General features: G+C 71.1%; 13 protein-coding genes. 7 read left to right on the top strand and 6 right to left on the bottom strand.

The window, feature by feature from the left end; genetic code table 11:
* The first annotated feature begins 42 nt into the window (after positions 1-42).
* Both KME78_RS60255 and KME78_RS60260 read left to right on the top strand, forming a co-directional pair.
* A complete protein-coding gene (locus tag KME78_RS60255) occupies positions 43-3,396 on the top strand; it encodes an ATP-dependent helicase (RefSeq protein ID WP_372455132.1) in 3,354 nt (1,117 codons plus the stop codon).
* A complete protein-coding gene (locus KME78_RS60260) occupies positions 3,390-6,644 on the top strand; it encodes an ATP-dependent helicase (protein ID WP_219539316.1) in 3,255 nt (1,084 codons plus the stop codon). The genes KME78_RS60255 and KME78_RS60260 overlap by 7 nt, the downstream gene beginning before the upstream one ends.
* Before the next feature lie 379 nt (positions 6,645-7,023).
* Here KME78_RS60260 and KME78_RS60265 read toward each other — a convergent pair whose 3' ends face one another.
* The 4 genes from KME78_RS60265 to KME78_RS60280 are packed head-to-tail and all read right to left on the bottom strand — an operon-like array spanning position 7,024 to position 12,289.
* Positions 7,024-8,097 carry a type III PLP-dependent enzyme domain-containing protein gene (locus KME78_RS60265; protein WP_219539317.1) on the bottom strand — a complete coding sequence of 358 codons (1,074 nt, stop codon included), beginning with the start codon at positions 8,095-8,097 and terminating at the stop codon, positions 7,024-7,026.
* 29 nt (positions 8,098-8,126) lie between these two features.
* Positions 8,127-9,677 carry an IucA/IucC family protein gene (locus KME78_RS60270; protein ID WP_219539318.1) on the bottom strand — a complete coding sequence of 517 codons (1,551 nt, stop codon included), beginning with the start codon at positions 9,675-9,677 and terminating at the stop codon, positions 8,127-8,129.
* Positions 9,678-11,156 (bottom strand): IucA/IucC family protein, encoded by a 1,479-nt coding sequence (locus tag KME78_RS60275; RefSeq protein ID WP_219539319.1) that lies wholly within the window; start codon positions 11,154-11,156, stop codon positions 9,678-9,680.
* On the bottom strand, positions 11,153-12,289 hold the full coding sequence (locus KME78_RS60280; RefSeq protein ID WP_219539320.1) for an ATP-grasp domain-containing protein: 1,137 nt from the start codon (positions 12,287-12,289) through the stop codon (positions 11,153-11,155). Before KME78_RS60280 ends, KME78_RS60275 begins: the two co-directional genes overlap by 4 nt.
* A 136-nt stretch (positions 12,290-12,425) precedes the next feature.
* Here KME78_RS60280 and nudC point away from each other — a divergent pair, with 136 nt between their 5' ends.
* Positions 12,426-13,400, top strand: coding sequence for an NAD(+) diphosphatase (gene nudC / locus KME78_RS60285; protein ID WP_308127579.1), 975 nt, complete (start codon positions 12,426-12,428; stop codon positions 13,398-13,400).
* Positions 13,401-13,526: 126 nt separating this feature from the next.
* Here the strand turns inward: nudC and KME78_RS60290 are convergent, their stop codons facing one another.
* Both KME78_RS60290 and KME78_RS60295 read right to left on the bottom strand, forming a co-directional pair.
* Entirely contained in the window at positions 13,527-13,775 is a 249-nt protein-coding gene (locus KME78_RS60290) for a mycoredoxin (protein ID WP_219539322.1), read from the bottom strand.
* 64 nt (positions 13,776-13,839) lie between these two features.
* Complete coding sequence (locus KME78_RS60295) at positions 13,840-14,649, bottom strand: alpha/beta hydrolase (RefSeq protein ID WP_308127580.1); 810 nt, start codon at positions 14,647-14,649, stop codon at positions 13,840-13,842.
* 249 nt (positions 14,650-14,898) lie between these two features.
* Here KME78_RS60295 and KME78_RS60300 point away from each other — a divergent pair, with 249 nt between their 5' ends.
* From KME78_RS60300 to KME78_RS60315, 4 genes are all read left to right on the top strand, one after another.
* Entirely contained in the window at positions 14,899-16,938 is a 2,040-nt protein-coding gene (locus KME78_RS60300) for an ATP-dependent DNA helicase UvrD2 (protein WP_219539335.1), read from the top strand.
* A gap of 431 nt (positions 16,939-17,369) precedes the next feature.
* Entirely contained in the window at positions 17,370-18,239 is an 870-nt protein-coding gene (locus tag KME78_RS60305) for an acyl-CoA thioesterase (protein ID WP_219539324.1), read from the top strand.
* 113 nt (positions 18,240-18,352) lie between these two features.
* The gene (locus KME78_RS60310; RefSeq protein ID WP_219539325.1) at positions 18,353-18,616 is read left to right on the top strand and encodes a hypothetical protein; all 264 of its coding nucleotides are present in this window, start codon (positions 18,353-18,355) and stop codon (positions 18,614-18,616) included.
* A gap of 127 nt (positions 18,617-18,743) precedes the next feature.
* Positions 18,744-19,013, top strand: coding sequence for a WhiB family transcriptional regulator (locus tag KME78_RS60315; RefSeq protein ID WP_103964555.1), 270 nt, complete (start codon positions 18,744-18,746; stop codon positions 19,011-19,013).
* Positions 19,014-19,336 lie beyond the last annotated feature (323 nt).

A 19,336-nucleotide genomic window follows, 5' to 3' on the forward strand; every position in this document is an offset into this window, starting at 1 on the left:
CTCGGCACGATCTACCCCTGTGGTCTGGTGGAATCTAGTGTTGTGAGTGCTCAGACCTGGCGGTTGGTGCGGCGTGGGCGCGGGGGACCCGTGGCGGCCCCTGTGCTCGATGAGCACCAGCGTGCCGTGGTTCAGCACCGACGCGGACCGCTGCTCGTCCTGGCCGGTCCCGGCACCGGGAAGACCACCACGATCGTCGAGAGCGTGGTCGACCGGATCGAGCGACGCGGGCAGGATCCCGAACGCGTACTCATCCTGACATACAGCCGCAAGGCGGCCGGTGAGCTGCGGGAACGGGTCACCGGGCGGTTGCGCCGCACGACCAGGACCCCGCTGGCGCTCACCTTCCACAGCTACGCCTACGCGCTGCTGCGGCGGGAAGCGGTGCTGGCCGGTGAGGCGCCGCCGCGGCTGCTCACCGGGCCCGAGCAGCTGCTGGAGATCCGGCGGCTGCTGCACGGCGAGCTGGAGGACGGCGCCAGGGAATGGCCGGTCGCGTTGCGCGAGCCGCTCAAGACGCGCGGGTTCGCCGAGGAGCTGCGCGACTTTCTGTCCCGCGCGGGCGAGCGCGGGCTCAGCGGCGAACGGCTGCAGGAGCTCGGCAGGCAGTACGGCAAGGCGGACTGGGTGGCGGTCGGCCGGTTCCTGGAGCGGTACGAGGTGCGCTTCGACCTCGATCCCGAGCCGGCGCTCGACTACGCCGAGTTGATCAGGGCGGCGGCGGGCGTGCTCGCCGACCCGGAGGTGCGCCGGAGGGAACGCGCGGCGCACGACGTGATCTTCGTGGACGAATACCAGGACACAGATCCGGCGCAGGAGTTCCTGCTGCGGCAGTTGGCCGGTGACGGGCGCGACCTGATCGCGGTGGGTGACCCGGACCAGTCGATCTACGGGTTCCGGGGGGCCGATGTGCGGGGGATCCTGGGGTTCCCGCAGCGGTTTCCGACCCGTGACGGGCGGGACGCGCCGGTGGTGGCGCTGCGGGTGTGCCGCCGGAGCGGCGCCGATCTCCTGACGGCCTCCAGACGGGTGGCCGACCGCCTGCCCGCGGCCCCGACCCCCGACGCCGTCACGGCCGGCTCGCCGGCCTCCGACGCTGTCACGTCCGCGGCGCCGACCCCCGACACTGCTACGCCCACGGAGCGGCGCTCGCACGGGCATCGGGAGTTGCTGTCGCTGCCCGAGATGGAGGCCGGCGAGGTGCGGGTGCTGCTGGCCGACAGCACCAGCCAGGAGGCGGCCGTCGTCGCCGACACGCTGCGCCGGGCCCACCTGATCGACGGCGTGCCCTGGCACCGGATGGCGGTGCTCGTCCGGTCGGCGACCCGTCAGGTGCCGTTGCTGCGGCGCGCCCTGGTCGGCGCGGGCGTGCCGACGATGGTGGCCGGCGACGAGGTGCCGATCGCGCAGGAGCCCGGGGTACGCCCGCTGCTGACGATGCTCAGGGTCGCCATCGACGCGGCCGAACTCGACGAGGGCGTGGCCGAGGAACTCCTGACCGGCCCCCTCGGCGGCACCGACATGATCGGCGTACGACGCCTGCGGCGGGCACTGAAGATCGCCGAAAACGAGGCGATGGCCGCACCAGGAGACGAGACGACGGCCGAGCCGCAGGACGAAGACGAGGGCGAGGGCGAGGTCACGGAGACGACGGACGACGACGCCGAGCAGCCGCCGCCCCCGTACTCTTCCCTCCAAGCACGCACGTCCGGAGAACTGCTGGTCGCGGCCATAAAGGACACGCGTGAGCTGACCCGGATAGAGCCCCACATAGCCCTCCCCGCCGAACGCGTCGCCAGGCTGCTCGCCGCGGCCCGCCAGGCCGTACGCGACCACGCCGGCGCCGAGGAGGTCCTGTGGGCCGTCTGGCACGAGAGCGGCCTGGCCGAGAAGTGGACCGAGCTCAGCCTGTCCGGCGGGGCCAGGGGGGCACAGGCCGACCGGGATCTCGACGCCGTGGTCGCCCTGTTCGACCACGCCGCCCGGTTCGTGGACCGGATGCCCAAGGCGGGCCCCGAGGTGTTCCTGGACGACCTGGCCGCGCAGGAGATCCCCGGTGACACGCTGGCCGAGCGGGCGCCCGACGGCGACGCCGTCCGGGTGCTGACCGCCCACCGGTCCAAGGGCCTGGAGTGGGACGTGGTGGTGGTCGCGGGCGTGCAGGAGGGCGTGTGGCCCGATCTGCGGCTGCGCGGCTCGATGCTGGGCGTGGAGGACCTCGTCGAGCTGGTCGAGGGCGGGCAGCCGAACGCGGCGTCGCTGGCCTCCAAGCTGCTGGCCGAGGAGCGGCGGCTGTTCTACGTGGCCGCCACCCGCGCCCGGCGCCGGCTGGTCGTCACGGCCGTCGGTGGGGAGGACACCGACGAGAGGCCGTCCAGGTTCCTCAGCGAGCTCATGCCGGGCGCCGTCGAGGCCGCCACGGTGGACGACAGGGCGCGGTGGCTGAACATGTCCGCGCTCGTGGCGGACCTCCGCAGCGCAGTGACCGATCCCACTAAATCGGCAAAAATCCGGGGCAAGGCCGCCCACCAGCTCGCCCGCCTGGCCGCGGCCGGAGTCCAGGGCGCCCACCCCAACGACTGGTACGCCCTCACCACCATGACCGACGACCGCCCCCTGAGCTGGCCCGACGACATCGTCAGGATCTCGCCCTCAGCGGTCGAGAGCTTCACCAAGTGCGGCCTGAGATGGCTGCTGGAGACGGCGGTCGGCGCCGCGGGCACCAGTTCGGCCCAGGGCCTCGGCACGGTCATCCACGCGCTGGCCGTGCTCGCCGCCACCGACCTGCCCAGCGAGGACCTGCTCGGCAAGCGCCTGGACGACATCTGGAACGAGCTCGACTTCGGCGGCGTCTGGTTCAACCGCAAGCAGCGCCAGGTGGCCGAACAGATGATCACCAAGTTCTGGCGCTGGCACCAGGAGAACCCCCGCGAGCTCGTCGCGCTCGAAGAGGCGTTCACCGCCACGGTCTCCGAAGGCGTGCAGATCAAGGGCCGGGTGGACCGCGTCGAGCGCGACTCGGAGAACCGCGCGGTGATCATCGACCTCAAGACCGGCAGCGCGAAGCCCAAGGCGGTCGAGCTCGACCGCCACCCGCAGCTCGGCGTCTACCAGCTCGCCGCGCTGCTCGGCGCGTTCGCCAGGCACGGCATGACGGAGCCGGGCGGCGCCGCGCTGGTCCAGGTCGGCAAGGCGGCGGGCAAGCACGACGCGCTGGAGCAGCAGCAGGGCGCGCTGGCCGAGGACAAGAACCCCGGCTGGGCCAAGGACCTGGTCGACACCGTGGCGATCGGCATGTCGGGCCCGTTCTTCCAGGCCAAGGTGAACGACGGCTGCCGCACCTGCGCGGCCAGATCCAGCTGCCCCGTCAACGACAACGGGGGACAGGTGTGCTGAACCCGGTCGAGCTGGCCGAGAAGCTCGGCATCCTGCCCCCCACCCCCGAACAGTCCCGCGTCATCGAGGCCCCGCTCGAACCCATGGTCGTCATGGCCGGAGCGGGCTCGGGCAAGAGCGAGACCATGGCAGGACGGGTGGTCTGGCTGGTGGCCAACGGCCTGGTCAAGCCCGAGAACGTGCTCGGCCTGACGTTCACCCGCAAGGCCGCCGCCGAGCTGGCCACCCGGGTCCGCGAACGCCTCAACGGCCTGGCCGAGGCGGGCCTGGTCGAACCCGCGCTGCTCGACAACGAACCGACCGTCTCCACCTACCACGCCTACGCCGCGCGCCTGGTCACCGACCACGCCCTGCGCGAGGCCCTCGAACCCACCATGCGCCTGGTCACGCCCGCCGTCTCGTGGCAGCTCGCGTCCAGGGTGGTGGCGATGTACGACGGGCCGATGGACAAGATCGAGCTCGGCCCGCCATCCGTCACGGCCGCCGTCCTGGAGCTCGCGGGCGAGCTGTCCGAGCACCTGCGCACCGCCTCCGACGTGCGGCGGGTGGGTGAGTGGCTCGATGAGAGATACGCCGGGCTGAGCGGCCGTACGACGCTGGCCCAGCGCAAGCCGATCAACGTCCAGGCCGCGCGGAGGCAGCTCCTGCCCCTGGTCGAGGCGTACGAGCGGCTCAAGCGTGCCCGGGAGGTCATCGACTACGGCGACCAGATGTCGCTGGCCGCCCGGATCGCCGCCCGCCACAAGGAGGTCGGCGAGATCGAGCGGTCCCGCTTCTCCGTGGTGCTGCTCGACGAGTACCAGGACACCAGTCACGCCCAGCTCGTGCTGCTCAGATCCCTGTACGCGGGCGGCCACCCGGTCACCGCCGTGGGCGATCCCTGCCAGTCCATCTACGGCTGGCGCGGCGCCTCGGCGGGCAACTTGCGACGGTTCGCCCAGGACTTCCGGACCGGCTCCGGCGACCTGGCCCCGGTACGACAGCTCAGCGTCAGCTTCCGCAACGGCGACCGGGTCCTCGACGTCGCCGCCCGCGTCCAGCTGCCCCTCCGCATGGAGGCCCGCGAGGTGCCGGTCCTGGTCCCCGGCGCCAACCGCGTCGACCGGGGACGTGTCACCTGCGCCTTCCACGAGACCGCGGAGGACGAGGCGAAGTGGATCGCCGACGGCATCCACAAGATCCTCGGCCAGGAGGTCGCACCCGACGGGCTGCCCTGGGGCGAGAAGGAACGCAAGAAGACGCTCGCCGTACAACCTCAGGACGTGGCGATTCTCGCGCGTAAGCGGTCGCAGTTCGCCGCGCTGCGCAGAGCGCTCGAAGAGCGCGACATCCCGGTCGAAGTGGTCGGTCTCGGCGGGCTGCTGACCGTGCCCGAGGTCAACGACATCGTCGCCACGCTCCGGGTCCTCTACGATCCGACCGCCGGTGACGCCCTGGCCAGGCTGCTGGCCGGGCCGCGCTGGCGGATCGGGCCCGCCGACCTGCGGGTGCTCGGCGAGTACGCCAGGGAGCTGACCCGCGAGGCCCGCGAGACGCGCCGCGAACAGGACCCGCTCGACCAGGTGGTCGCCGACCTGGCGGAGGAGCGTGGCAGCCTGATCGACGCGCTCGACGAGCTGCCGGACCGGGAGGCGTGGCTGGAGTCGTTCTCGCCGCTGGCCAGGACCAGGCTCGTCGCGCTGGCGTACGAGCTGCGGCAGCTCAGAGCGCACACCGCGCAGCCGCTCCCGGACCTGATCACCGAGGTCGAACGGCGGCTGGGCCTCGACATCGAGGTGGCGGCCCGAGGCGGCACCGTCAGCGCCTTCGCCGCCCGGGCCGACCTCGACGCCTTCCAGGACGCGGCCTCCCGGTTCGCCGGCGACGCGGAGGATCCGACGCTCGGCGCGTTCCTGGCCTACCTGCAGGCGGCCGAGAGCGAGGAGTTCGGGCTGGAGGCCGGGCGGGTCGGCGAGAGCAACAGCGTCAAGCTGATGACCGTGCACGCCTCCAAGGGCCTGGAGTGGCCGATCGTGGTCGTGCCCGGACTGTCGCAGCTGGTCAGCTCGAAGGGGACGATCGCGACCGGCAGCATGTTCCCCGCGACACCGGTCATGAACAGTCGCTGGACCGAGAACCCACGCAAGCTCCCCTACCCGCTCCGCGGCGACGCCGCCGACCTGCCGCGGCTGACCGGGCTCACCAAGGAGGAGCTGGCCGCGTTCGACGAGAGCTGCCGCGACCGCGACCTGATGGAGGAGCGGCGGCTGGCCTACGTGGCCGTCACCCGGGCCCACTACCACCTGATCGCCTCCGGTTACCGCTGGGGGAGCGCTTCCAAGCCGCTGGAGCCGTCGGACTTCCTGCTGGAGATCCGCGACACCAGTGACCGGGTCGCGTTCTGGGCGCCGGAGCTCGCGGCCGGGGTGACCAACCCGCTGCTGGCCGAGCCTGCCGAGGCCGTGTGGCCGGTCACGCCGGAGGGCCTGCGCTACGAGTCGGTGCTGGACGGCGCGCGCCTGGTCGAGGACGCGCTGGCGGGCACGCTCGCCCCCGCCGAGGACGAGACGCTGCGCGCCTTCGAGCAGGAACGCGTCCGCGCCTGGGAACGCGACACCGACCTGCTGCTCCGCGAACGCGAGCTGCACCGCAGGCGCGCCTCCACCACCGTCGAGCTGCCCTCGAAGCTGACCGTGTCGTCACTGGTCACGCTGGCGGCCGACGCCCGCGAGCTGGCCCGCAGGATCCGCCGTCCCGTCCCGGTCAAGCCCGCGCCGCTGGCCCGCCGCGGCACGTCGTTCCACAAGTGGCTGGAGACGCGCTGGGACCAGCAGCGCCTGCTCGACGACTTCGACCTCGACCTGGTGGACGAGCCGGAAGAGGCCGACGTACGGCTGGCGGAGCTGCAGGAACGCTTCGAGGAGAGCGAATGGGCCGGGCGCCGGCCGTTCGACCTCGAGGTGCCGTTCGAGACGATGATCGCCGACCGGCTGGTGCGCGGCCGGATGGACGCCGTCTTCGAGCTGCCCGACGGGCGCTACGAGGTCGTCGACTGGAAGACCGGCGCGCCGCCGCGCGGCAAGGCCGCCCGCGCCGCCTCGGTGCAGCTGGCCGCCTACCGGCTGGCCTGGTCGCACCTGGCGGCGGTGCCGCTGGAGCGGGTGGGGGCGGCCTTCCACTATGTCCGGGCGAACCAGACCGTACGCCCGGTGGACCTCCTCGACGCCGACGGCCTGGTCGCCCTCATCGAGGCCGTCCCCGTCTCGTAGGGCCCGCCTTCTTCCGCTCCCCTGATGGCACCCCCGCCACGACGGGCGTCTTCGTCTGCTCCTCCGAAGGGGGTACTCCTTCAAAGGACCTCCGCCACGACGGGCGTCTTCGTCTGCTCCTCCGAAGGGGGTACTCCTTCAAAGGACCTCCGCCACGACGGGCCGTCTTCGTCTGCTCCTCCGAAGGGGGTACTCCTTCAAAGGACCTCCGCCACGACGGGCCGTCTTCGTCTGCTCCTCCGGAGGGGGTACTCCTTCAAAGGACCTCCGCCACGACGGGCCGTCTTCGTCTGCTCCTCCGGAGGGGGTACTTCTCCAAAGGACCTCCGCCACGACGTACCGGCACAGGGATCGAGACGGTCGTGTGAAGGGCCCGTCCCTAGTCCCGCAGGTAGTGGAAGCCTGGCTTGGGGTGCATCAGGAAGTCGTGGTGGGAGATGTTCCAGGCATAGGCCCCGGCCATCTCGAACACCACCGTGTCCCCCACCCGCACCGAAGTCACGATTTTTCGGGCGAAAACGTCTTTCGGGGTGCACAGTTGGCCGACCACGGTCACCGGCTCGTCCGTCAGGGCGGGGCCGTCGCCGGTGGGCAGCACGGTGAAGGGCTGGTCGTGGCCCTTGGTGACAGGAGTGCGCAGGTGATGCGTGCCGCCCAGCACGATCGCGTACGCCTCCCCGCGCACCCGCTTCACATCCACGACCTTCGTGACGTAGTAGCCGCAGTACGCGGTCAGCGCCCGGCCCGGCTCGACCCGCACCCGCTGCCCGGCCCGGCGCAGCGCCGCCAGACCGGCGCCATAGGCCCGCCAGTCGAACCGGGACTCCGGCGAGGCGTAGGAGACGGCCATGCCGCCGCCCAGGTTGACCTCGTCGTGCTCGGTGTCCAGCAGCGTCCCGGCCAGCCGCAGCAGGCTCGGCGCGTCCAGGCCGCTGGCCAGGTGGCTGTGCAGGCCGCGCAGGCGTACGCGGTCGGTGAAGAGCGGCAGGCACTCGCGTACGCCTGCCTCGTCCATGCCGAACGGCCCGCTCATCGTCAGCGCGGCGCCCTCGACCGGCAGGTCCGGGTTGAGGCGGAGCAGGACGTCGGCCTCGCGGCCGGTGGCGAGCAGCCGGCGCAGCTCGTTGGGCGACTCGACGTGCAGGCGGTGGCAGGGCAGGCGCAGCTCGGCGTCGGTCTTGCCGGGGCCGCCGAGGGCCAGCGGCTTGCCGGGCAAGAGGGCCGACACGTGGGCGTGCTCGCCGCCGGAGGACACCTCGAAGCCGTCCACGTGCTCGGCCAGCGTCTGGAGCAGCTCGGCGGCCGGATTGGCCTTGACGGCGTAGTACAGCTCGATGCCGGGCAGCGCCTGACGTACCCCTGAGGCGTGCTCGTGCAGCGCGGGCAGGTCGTAGACGTAGGCGGGCACGTCACCGAGCCGCAGGGCGGCCTCGCGGATTCTCGGGGTGATCACGCGAACGGGTTGGCGATCTCTCGGCGTGATCACGCGAGCGGGTTCGCGATCGGGACGTATCCGGCGGTCCGGTCGGCGGCTCTGGCCCAGCGGACCGTCAGGTTCGCCTTGGCCGGGAGTGGCGCGCCGGCCAGCAGGTCGGACAGCGGGAGCGGCCAGCCGAGCGCCCCGGCGTGGCGGGAGAGCACGTCCCGGGCGATCCGCCACAGTTCGCGCAGCAGCTGGTCGTCGTCGCCCGCCAGCGTGGCGGCGATCTCGGTGAGGTGGTTGACCAGCAGGCAGTAGACGACGCGGGCCCAGCCGCGCTCCGCGTCGTAGCTCAGGGCCTGCGCCACCTTCGCGGGCACGCCGTCGAGCGAGTGGCGGCCGGAGACGAGCTTGGTGCCTTCCAGGTCGCGGAAGACCGCTTCCACGGGCAGCCCCGAGGCGTCCAGGCCGACGAGGACGTTCTGCAGGTGCGGTTCGAGTATCACGCCGTGCGTGAAGTACAGCTCCAGCACCGGTGGCGCCACCACCGAGACGTAGGCGGTCCACCAGGCGAGCGGATCGCCCGCGGGCGCCTGGAGGGCGAGGGCGCCGGACAGGACCGGAGTGACGCCGGGGGAGCACACGGACCACGGGCTGGCCCGGACGATCACGCCGAGGCCTTCGAGCAGGCGGGTGCCGAGCGCGGCGGAGCGGTAACCCGGCTCGGGCAGCCAGCGGGTGCCCGGATGCGCGGCCGTGACCGCGTCGAACACCGGCCCCAGGCGCGAGGTCAGCTCCACCGCGCCGGCCAGCTCGTACCAGGCGTTCTTGCGCACGCAGTTGGTGATGCGGACATCGAGGCTGAACTTCAGGCACGACTCCGCCGCGGGCGCGTAGACGGTCCGCACCGACGAGGTGGGCACGGCCACCGGGCCGGGACCCAGATCGATCAGCTCGCCGCCGAAGGCCGGGCGCAGCAGGTCGAGCTGCCACGGGTGGGCGGGCAGCAGCCGGTAGCCGGGCGGCGCCTCGCCCAGCAGGTCGAGAGCCGACGCGTCGCCTTCCTCCGCGACCACGTCCGCGCGGACGCCGAGCAGTCGGACGGGGAACTCGGCGTGCGCCTCGGGCGCGTACCGCAGCCAATCGGCGCCGCCGCGCGACTTGGGGCTCGGGTGGAACGGATGCCCGTGAACCAGCGCCTGCTCGGAGGCCAGCCACGGGTCGGCGGGCGCCACGGCCTCGGCCCGGGCCGCCAGGATCGCGGCGATCGCGTCCCTGCTCGCGGCCACCTGCCCGGCGAACTCCCCATTGGACGCCGCGTTGCCGGTCAGGTCGGCCTCCGCCAGTCGTACCAGCTCGTCGGTCGTGAGGGGCTGCCAGGTGCCGCGGTCCAGACGCTCGGGCGGCCCGGCGAACCGCAGCGCGGCCCCGCCGTGCGTACGGACCCGCAGCAGCGTGCCCCCGACCCGCAGCAGCAGGTACGGTGGCGCGGGCCAGACCAGGCCACGCGGCCCGGCCACCTCCCGCACGCAGCACCGCAGCAGGGCGCCCAGCGTCGCCTCCTCGGCTGATGACACCGGCGAGACCGGTGAGTCGAGGACCAGACCGTGCATTCAAGCTCTCCTCAGATAGTTGGGCCCGCTGGTGCCGTAGAACTTGTTGATGTCCCGCGCCCCGGAACGTTCCTTGGCCACGAGGGTCCCCGCGGTGATCATCGACTTGCCGGTGAGCCTGGCCGCGTCGAGCGTCCTGGCCCGCAGCAGCCTGGCCATGGGGTCGTCGCCGTACTCGTCGAGCGCCTCGGCCAGCGTGTCGCGCAGCAGCGCGGACGCCTGGGCGGGCGGCAGGGCCCCGAACACGATCGCGGCCGCCGCCAGGTGCAGTGTGATGGTCACGAACACGTCGGCCAGGGCGTGCGGATCGTCGGTGAGCATCCGCTCGTCGCGGAACGCGGGCACCTCGACGCCCGCCGCGGCCAGCCTCGAAGGAGAGGCCAGCAGCCCGTCGTTATCCTTGACCAGCAGTTTCATCCGCCCGTCCTGGAACACCAGCGACAGGTTCTGCTGATGGGCCTCCAGCGCGACGCCGTAGCGGACGAAGAGCCGTACGTTCCAGCGCAGCAGCAGGCGCAGATAGCCGGGCAGCACGTCGCCCACCTCCTGGAGCACCCCGGGGGCGTTGAGCGCGGCGACCGGCACCATCCGGCCCGCCGGCAGTCTCCTGACCATCCAGGCGAGATACTCGTGCCCGGCGTGCGCGTAGGTCTGCTCGTCGGCGACCAGCACGTCGGGGTCGGCCAGGCGGCGCAGCAGCAGCTCGGCCAGGGCGCCGTCGTGGAGGGTGCCGGGTTTGATCGACCGCCGGTTCCGCGCCCCCAGCGTGCTGGCGGGCAGCGGCAGCTTGAGGTGGGTGCGGGCGTCGAGCTCCACGGTCCGCATGGACAGCGTGGGTCGTACGGTCAGCGACGGCTCGTCGAACAGCCGCACCCCGTCGATCTTCCGCACCTCGCCGACGGCGAGTGGATGGACCGGGAACAGCACCTCGTCGGCCCCCACCTCATGGACGGCGTGCGGCGGACGCGCGGCAGAGCCCGGCGCCAGCAGCCGGCGCGGCACCGCCGCCCAGCGCAGCTCGAACGACGGCGCGAACTCGGGCGCGTACGCGGGCAGCGCGGAGACGGGCACCCCCAGCCGCGCCCGGGAGGTCGGATACACCGGATGGTCGACGAAAGCCGCCAGCGACTCGTACGACGGCCCCCTGCCGAGGACCTCGGCCCGGTGCGCGTCGTGCAGCTCCAGCGCGGCCAGCGCCTGCGCGCACTCCTCGGCGAACGCCGCCACCCCCTGCGCGTCGGCCGGATCGGCCACCTCGGCCAGCGTGCCGAGCACCTCCGCCAGCCCCAGCCGCTCGCCGGGACCGACCACGAAGTCCTGGAACAGCAGCCCCGGCACCAGCCGCACCCGGCGCCCGCCGGCCAGCTCCAGCTCCACGCCGTCACGGCTCCTGGCCACCCGCGCGGACAGCCCGCCGTAGTCCTCGCGCAGCAGCGCGTCCAGCACCCGCGAGGCCAGGTACGCCTCCCGCGAGCTCATCCCAGGACCCACGGCCTGGCCGCCCGGAAGCCCTCGATGGCCGCCTCCACCCGCGCACGGTCCGGGCCGACGGCCCGGATGACGCCGAGATAGTCGCGGTTCGTATGGGTCTGTTCGACGACGTCACCGATCGCCCGTAGCGGCCGGTGCCACAGCCTGACGCCGTCGGAGACGAGCTCCGCCGCTCCCGGCGCCGACGTGATCGTCCCCGACCGGTCGGCGACCAGGCTGACCGCACTGCCGAACCGCGACGTATCCGGTACGGCCGGCACGTCGTCCCCCAGATGCACCCGCAGGATCCACTCGAACACCGGCACCCCGAGCACATCGGCCAGCAGGAAGTCGCAGTGGTCGCCGATCACCCGATAGTTCACCTCGACGACGCGCGGCCCGGCCGGGGTGACGACGTACTCGGTGTGGCACGCGCCGAACCCCACCCCGAGCGCCCCCAACGCGGCCAGAACATGCTCACGAGGCCCGTCCGGCGCCCAGTCCAGCCGTTCCTCGACGAAGTACGGCAACGGCCCCAGCGTCGTCCTGAACCCCCCGAGAACTCGCACTCCCTCGGCGTCCCCGAGCGTCTCCAGCGTGCGCAGCGGCCCCTCGAGGTACTCCTCCACGACCAGCGCCTCGCCGGGCCGCCGCTTCCTGAGCGTCGCCACCGCCCCGGCCAGGTCCCGCTCGACCAGCAGCACGTCCTCGCTCGCGACCCCCTCGCGCGGCTTGACGACCAGTGGGTACGGCAGACCGCCGAGCACGGGATCGCCGGGCGCCAGGCGTACCGACGAGACCCGTTCGACCCCGGCCTCGGCGAGCCGGCGGCGCATCAGGAACTTGTTCTTGGCCGCCAGGCAGGCCCGCCAGTCCTTGCCGGGCAGCCCGAAGTAGGCCGCCGCCAGCGCGGTCTCCACCTGCAGGTGGTCGGAGTTGGAGAAGATCGCGTCCGGCCGGCCGAGCTGCTCGATCGCGTCGATCACCGCCCGCGGGTCGCGCACGTCGCACGCGACGGCGCCCGGATGCTGCTCCGGCCGGTCAGTGAGAATCGTCACACGACAGCCCAGAGCCTCGGCAGCGGGCAGGAACCCGTCCGTCACCGAATCGGTCGGTTTGAGTGCGGTCAGGTAGAGCCGCAACGCGAAGGCACCCCCGGGTCTCAGGTAAGGCTAACCTAACCCGCCGATCCTAGCCCGTGGGCGATCATCCCGGATACCAGACCCCGCATTCGGTGGCGGTCATAGGATGACATGGGATTTGGGAAGGGTGGGGCCCGTGGAGACGCGAGCGGAAGAGCAACTCATCGGACCGCTGCTCCTCGCACGCGGCACCATCGACAGATCGTCCGCGCTGCGGGCGAACGCCGGTTGGCTGGAGCGCGCTTGGACCGATCCGGCGACCAGGGTGCTGGTGATCGACGACGGCCAGACCTTGGTCAAGCGCGTCGGCGACGAGGTGCACGCGGTCCTTTACGACACAGCTGAGGCACCACCGGGCGAACGCTACCTGCTGGGCGTCGAGGACGGAGTCGCCTACTTCGCGGTCGCCGCGCCGCTGCCCGGCTCGCGGGCCGGCGACGCCAACGGCCGCGTCACGATGCCGATGAGCCTGCGCGACACGGGCGAGGGCGAGCTCGTCGTCGCGGGCCTGCGCCAGGTGGGCGGCCTGCTGGGCGACCGCGACGCGGGCCTGCTGGTCTACGCGGTGGCGCTGGAGGCCTGGCACTCGACACACGAGTTCTGCCCGCGCTGCGGCAGCCGTACGGACGTGCAGGCGGGCGGCCACATCCGGGTCTGCCCACGCGACGCCAGCCAGCACTTCCCACGCGTCGACCCCGCGGTGATCATGCTCATCCGCGACGAGGACGACCGCTGCCTGCTGGCCCGCGGCCCGCAGTGGCCGGAGGGCCGGCTGTCGATCCTGGCCGGGTTCGTGGAGCCGGGGGAGTCGCTGGAGCACGCCGTCATCCGCGAGGTGGCCGAGGAGGTGGGCGTCACCGTCGTCGAACCACGCTACCTCGGCAGCCAGCCGTGGCCCTTCCCGCGCAGCCTGATGCTCGGCTTCTTCGCCCGCGCCACCACGACCACCCTCACCCCCGACGCCGAAGAGATCGCCGAGGCCCACTGGTTCTCCCGCGACCAACTGGTGAAGGCCCTGCAATCAGGCGAGCTCCGCCTCCCCCCACCGGTCTCGATCGCCCGCCGCCTCATCGAGACCTGGTACGGCGGACCACTTTCGGGGGACTGGTAGGTCGCGGCGCCATCCTCCGCGCGGTGCCACAGCTGAAGAGGCTCCTGGAGCACAAGCTCGACAGTCCCCTGAACCAGCAGGCCTGGGCGCACCAACAGCCCAGGCCTGGGTAGCGGTTGAGAAGCCTCAGGCCGCCTGGAGGAGCGCCTTGACCTCGCGCGCCGACGGGTTGGTGCGGACGACCCGCCCCGCGGGCGTCTCGATCACCACGGTGGGCACCACTTGGTTGCCGTTGTTGACGCTCATCACGAACTCGGCGGCATCGGGATTACGCTCGATGTCGATCTCGTCGAAGCTGATCCCTTCGCGGGTGAGCTGCGACTTGAGTCGTTTGCAGGGACCGCACCAGGTGGTGCTGTAAACCGTGAGCGCCATGTGGACATCCCTTCGAGGCGAAAGCAGGCGGTCGGTGCAACAACCTGGAAGGCTCCGGTAATCCCTAACCGATGCGGTCGGCGATCCACTGCTGCACGCGGTCGGCGATGCCTATCTCGCGATAGAGCGGCGCGCTGTGCGCGACGCCGGGCGAGGTGAAGATCGTCACCGGCACCCCCACCTGGCCCAGCATCTCCTTGAGCAGCTGGCTCTGCGACGGCGGCACGAACTCGTCCGTGGAGTGCACGGTCAGCACCGGCGCGTCGTTGTGGCTGGCGTGCCAGGCCACCTCCATGCTGGCCCAGACGCGCGAGCACTTGCCCCTGGGCAGGCAGCCGCCGGCGAGCTGGATCGCCGAGTTACGCAGTTTGCGCTTGTACGGGTCCGGGGAGTTGGCGCCGTCGGCGTAGGCGCGCAGCGGCGAGATGATCGGCGACAGCCCGACCACGCCCTTGAGGCCCCGCAGCTGCCCGTCGCCGTACGTGCCGATCGACGCGGCGATGTGCCCGCCCGCCGAGAAGCCCACCACGACGTACTTGTTCGGGTCGAACGACCAGCGCTCGGCGTGCTTGCGCGCCAGGGCGATTGAGGCCAGCGCGTCGACCCGCTGCGCGGGCCACGCCGCCTCGCCGGAGAGCCGGTAGTTGATGTTGAAGACCGTGTAGCCGAGGTCGGCGTAACTGCGGGCGATCTCGGTCATCTGCTTCTTGTCGCCGCTGGACCACCAGCCGCCGTGGATCAGGAAGACGCCGGGGCGCTTGGTGCCGTCCGAGGTCCACCAGATGTCCATGTCCTGGCGGCGGCGCGCGCCGTAGGAGATGGTCTCGGTTGATAAACCGCTCAGCCCGTACGGATCGGGCGATGTGGTCGACACGGGGCCCGGGGTGGGGTCCTTCGTCGCCTGCGCCGTCATCGGCGTCAACGCGACGGCAGCGAGCGCGCAAACGCTCACGAAAACCGCTGTTCGCACGGCCTGCCCTTTCCCCCATGCAGTTGGTCGGGCCCCATTGTGGGGGAAGAGACCCGTTCTTCGCATCTCGGCGACGATTCGGACGACGGGCGGCATGTTGCCAGAATGGAGCCCTTCACCGCCACTGGCTGGGAGGATTGACCGGTGACCAACGTGGACGATGTCCTGTCCGGCCTCGACCCGGAGCAGCGCGAGGTGGCCGAGGCCGTGCGTGGTCCCGTGTGCGTTCTCGCAGGTGCGGGCACGGGTAAGACCCGGGCGATCACCCACCGGATCGCCCACGCCGTGCGCAGCGGGGTCGTCGACGCGCCGAGCGTGCTGGCCGTGACATTCACCACACGGGCGGCGGGAGAGCTCAGGCAGCGGCTGCGGGCGCTGGGGGCGCCGGGGGTGCAGGCGCGTACGTTCCACGCCGCGGCGTTGCGGCAGCTCACCTACTTCTGGCCGCGGGTCATCGGCGGCGAGGCGCCCTCGGTGATCGAATCCAAGCTGCCGATCCTGATCGAAGCCTGCCGCCAGATCCGGAAAAATCCGGATCGGTCCGAGTTGCGGGACATCGCGGCGGAGGTCGAGTGGGCCAAGGTCACCCAGGTCGGTCCCGAGGACTACGCCGCGGCCGCCGCCAAGTCCGCGAGGACGCCCCCGGTGCCCGCCGAAGAGGTGTCCCGGCTCTATGAGGCGTACGAGCGGATCAGGCGCGAGCGGCACCTGGTCGACTTCGAGACGATCCTGGAGCTGACGGCCGCGGTGATGACCGAGCACCAGGAGGTCGCCGCGCAGATCCGCCAGCAATACCGCTACTTCGTCGTCGACGAATACCAGGACGTCAACCCGCTGCAGAAGCTCCTGCTCGACACCTGGCTCGGCGGACGCGACGACCTGTGCGTGGTCGGCGACCCCAACCAGACCATCTACTCCTTCACCGGCGCCTCGCCGCGCTACCTCACGGGCTTCGCCGTCGAACACCCGAAGGCCGCCGTCATCAAACTGGTCCGCGACTACCGTTCCACCCCCCAGGTGGTCGACCTGGCCAACCTGCTCATCGCCAAGGGCCGCTCCGCGCACCGCCTCGACCTGGTCGCCCAGCGGCCCGACGGCCCCCGGCCGGCCTTCGTCGACTACGACGACGAGCCCGCCGAGGCCGCCGGCGTCGCCAGGGCGATCAGGAAGCTGCTCGACCAGGGCGTCCAGTCCCGCGAGATCGCCGTGCTGTTCCGCGTCAACTCCCAGTCGGCGGCCTACGAGGAGGCCCTGTCCAAGGCCGAGATCCCCTACGTCCTGCGCGGCGCCGAGCGCTTCTTCGAACGTCCAGAAGTACGCCACGCGGTCGTGCTGATGCGCGGCGCGGCCAGGTCCGCCTCCGAAGAGCCGCTGGCCACGGAGGTACACCACATCCTGGCGGGCATCGGCCTGACGCCCACGGTGCCGGGCGGCGGCAAGGCACGCGAGAAGTGGGAGTCGCTCAAGGCGCTGGCCGACCTCGCCGAGGACATGGCCGCCGAGGGCGCCGACCTCCCCGCCTACGTCGCGGAGCTGGAGCGGCGCGCCTCTGAGCAGCACGCCCCGCCCGTCGAAGGGGTGACCCTGGCCTCCCTGCACGCCGCCAAGGGGCTGGAGTGGGACGCGGTCTTCCTCGTCGGGGTCACGGACGGGATGCTGCCCATCGTGTACGCGGAGACGCCCGAGCAGATCGAGGAGGAGCGGCGGCTGCTCTATGTGGGGGTGACGCGGGCGCGCGAGCACCTGTCGGTCTCGTGGGCCCTGGCGCGCGCGCCCGGCGGACGCAAGGGGCGCCGCCCGTCGCGCTTCCTCGACGGCCTCACCGGCCGTCCCGCGCGGGCCGGCGCCGTTGTCTCCAGCTCTCCTCCACGAGAGCGTCGCTCGGTCGCCGTTCCGGTCAGTTGCCGGGTCTGCGCCAAGACGCTGGTGTCGGCCACGGAACAGAAGCTGGGGCGCTGCGCCACCTGCCCGGCCGACTATGACGAGGCGCTGCTGGAGCGGCTCAAGGCATGGCGGGCCGCGACGGCCAAGGAGGCCAAGCTGCCGCCGTACGTGGTGTTCACGGACGTGACGCTGCAGGCCATCGCCGAGCGCGCGCCGGTCACCGAGCAGGACCTCCTGTCCATTACGGGCATCGGCCGCGTCAAACTCGACCGCTATGGGGATGCCGTCCTCGCGCTGTGCCGCTCCTGAGGCTCCTCATCCGGCGCGACATCGACGCCACACGGGCCTCGTACCAACGTCGACCGGGTGGGGGTGTCGCCCGGACGGAGGCACCCACCGCTCTACACCGCGGAGGCCGACCCGGCCATGTCTGGCGTCAGGCTGATCGCTACCGGCGCTGGTCTCCGCTCTTTCTTGTACGGCAGGCACGGGAGGGCGCCAAGCGCAGTGCGTGGCTGAGGGCATTCCAGGGATACGGTTACCGGCTTCCCCGGCCGGCCGCCGTCACGTCGCGTCGATTGGCCAGGTCCGTGGGTTTTCTGCCCATCTCAGCCGGTTGCTCCTTCGCGTTGGACAGCGACCCCGGCCCTGGGGAGATCCAGTGCCCATGGGGGACCGGGTTGGTGAGAGGTTGGGGGGCACGCCAGACTTGGGGCCAATGGTTGTTGTTTGGGGGGATCGTGAACGAGGCGTTGAAGGAGCTGCTCGATCTGCTGGACCTGGAGCAGATCGAGCTCGACATCTTTCGCGGGCGTAGCCCGGAGGAGCGGATCCAGCGGGTCTTCGGCGGTCAGGTGGCCGCGCAGGCGCTCGTCGCCGCCGGCCGTACCGTGCCGTCCGACCGGAACGTGCACTCGCTGCACGCCTACTTCATCCGCCCCGGTGACCCGTCCGTCCCGATCGTCTACAACGTCGAGCGGCTGCGTGACGGAAGGTCGTTCACCACGCGCAGGGTCCAGGCGATCCAGCATGGCAAGGCCATTTTCACCATGTCCGCGTCGTTCCACATCTTCGAGGAGGGCGTCGAGCACCAGGCGTCCGTGAAGCCGGCCGTACCCGATCCCGAGACGCTTCCGACCTTCCAGGAGCGGATGACGGAGATCGTCGGTGTCAACTCCGAATACAAGGAGTGGCTGAGCCGGCCGCGGCCGGTCGACGCGCGTTATGCCTCGCCCCTGACGTGGGAGGCGTTCCAGAACCCCGAGCTGCGTAGCGCCGAGACCAACGTGTGGTTCCGCTACGACGCGGAGCTCGGCGACGACCCGCTGCTGCACGTGGTGCTGGCCGCGTACGCCTCCGACTTCACGCTGGTCGACACGATCCTGCTCGCGCACGGCATGGCGTGGGGTGCCTCCGATGTCGTGGGGGCCTCGCTGGATCACGCGATGTGGTTCCACCGGCCGTTCAGGGCGGACGACTGGTTGCTCTACGCACATGAGTCACCCTGGTCCGGGGGAGCGAGGGGGCTAGCGCGCGGTGAGATGTTCACTGCGTCCGGTGACCTCGTCGTGTCGGTCGTTCAGGAGGCCATGATCCGTGTGAAAAAGTAACAACATCGCAGGTAGAAAATATGTTGCCGGTTCTTCGGTTCCCGGTTTAGGGTCATGGTCAAGCGAGTCGGACAGGTCCTGTCCGACGATCTCATGAGTGGAGGTGAGTCCCAGTGATCAGCATCAAGATGTCGGCCACGCAGTGGCTCGCCTTCGCATGCCGTGATCTGGTGAGGCTCGTCGATGAGCCGGCCAAGCTACGGCACCAGAAGTCTGCCCGTCGCCAGGAGCCCGCCGTGTTCACGCACGCCCACTATGGCGTGGCCACTCCGAGCGCTCCCGTCTACGTCGCAGGCAGTGAATTGCCGACCCAGCAGAACCCCAAGGGTGGACTGCGCGGTCCGCATCCCTGGAGGGATATACCGGTCACAACCTGACCGGTAACTAACCTCCAGGCCGCGGATCCGCAAACAGGATCCGCGGCCTCTTTGTTTGTCCGTGATCCCCCAACCACCCACGAGGTGCCCGACCAAGATCAAAAAGATCGATCAAAAGGAGAACGTGATGGGGGCGAAGACGATCATGGACCTGATCGACGAAGCCAAGATCCCCTGTCGTACCGACCCTGACCTGTGGTTCGCCGAGTCGCCGGAGGACGTGGAGTTCGCGAAGGCGCTCTGCGGCGGTTGCCCGATCCAGAAGGCCTGCTTGGCTCGCGCGCTCGAGCGCGAGGAGCCGTGGGGCGTCTGGGGCGGCGAACTGATCCTCCGGGGGACCGTAGTTCCCCGCAAGCGGCCCCGCGGTCGTCCGCGGAAGCACCCGGTCGCTGCCTAACCCCCAACCGCTACGAGCAGAAAGCAGACAGACAGATGAATCCGTTCTCCACCGGGAGTCTCAAAGTGCCGTATCTTTCCCATGAACTGGTAAACGACCGAATACAAACGCTCCACCGCGAGGCCGAGGAGCAACGTCTCGCAGCGCGCATCCGTCGTGTGCAGCGTGCGCGTCGCAGTGTCGAGCGGGCGAATGAGCGCCTCACCCGGGCTCTGAGCCAGGAGGTCTGAGACGGGAGATCCTGCCGCCGGCGCAGGATCTCCCGTTGATTCGCACCGCGTGAGTTTCGGTCTGAGTAAGTGAGCGGGGGGGGGGATGCAGGC

Origin of the sequence: Nonomuraea guangzhouensis (genome assembly GCF_019396345.1) — a bacterium.
Taxonomy (GTDB): domain Bacteria; phylum Actinomycetota; class Actinomycetes; order Streptosporangiales; family Streptosporangiaceae; genus Nonomuraea; species Nonomuraea guangzhouensis.

What these genes read in the sequence shown, in the direction of transcription:
- KME78_RS60270 (WP_219539318.1), bottom strand. Translation starts at nt 9,677, where the DNA reads ATGCACGGTCTGGTCCTCGACTCACCGGTCTCGCCGGTGTCATCAGCC.
- KME78_RS60275 (WP_219539319.1), bottom strand. Translation starts at nt 11,156, where the DNA reads ATGAGCTCGCGGGAGGCGTACCTGGCCTCGCGGGTGCTGGACGCGCTG.
- KME78_RS60290 (WP_219539322.1), bottom strand. Translation starts at nt 13,775, where the DNA reads ATGGCGCTCACGGTTTACAGCACCACCTGGTGCGGTCCCTGCAAACGA.
- KME78_RS60315 (WP_103964555.1), top strand. Translation starts at nt 18,744, where the DNA reads ATGGGGGCGAAGACGATCATGGACCTGATCGACGAAGCCAAGATCCCC.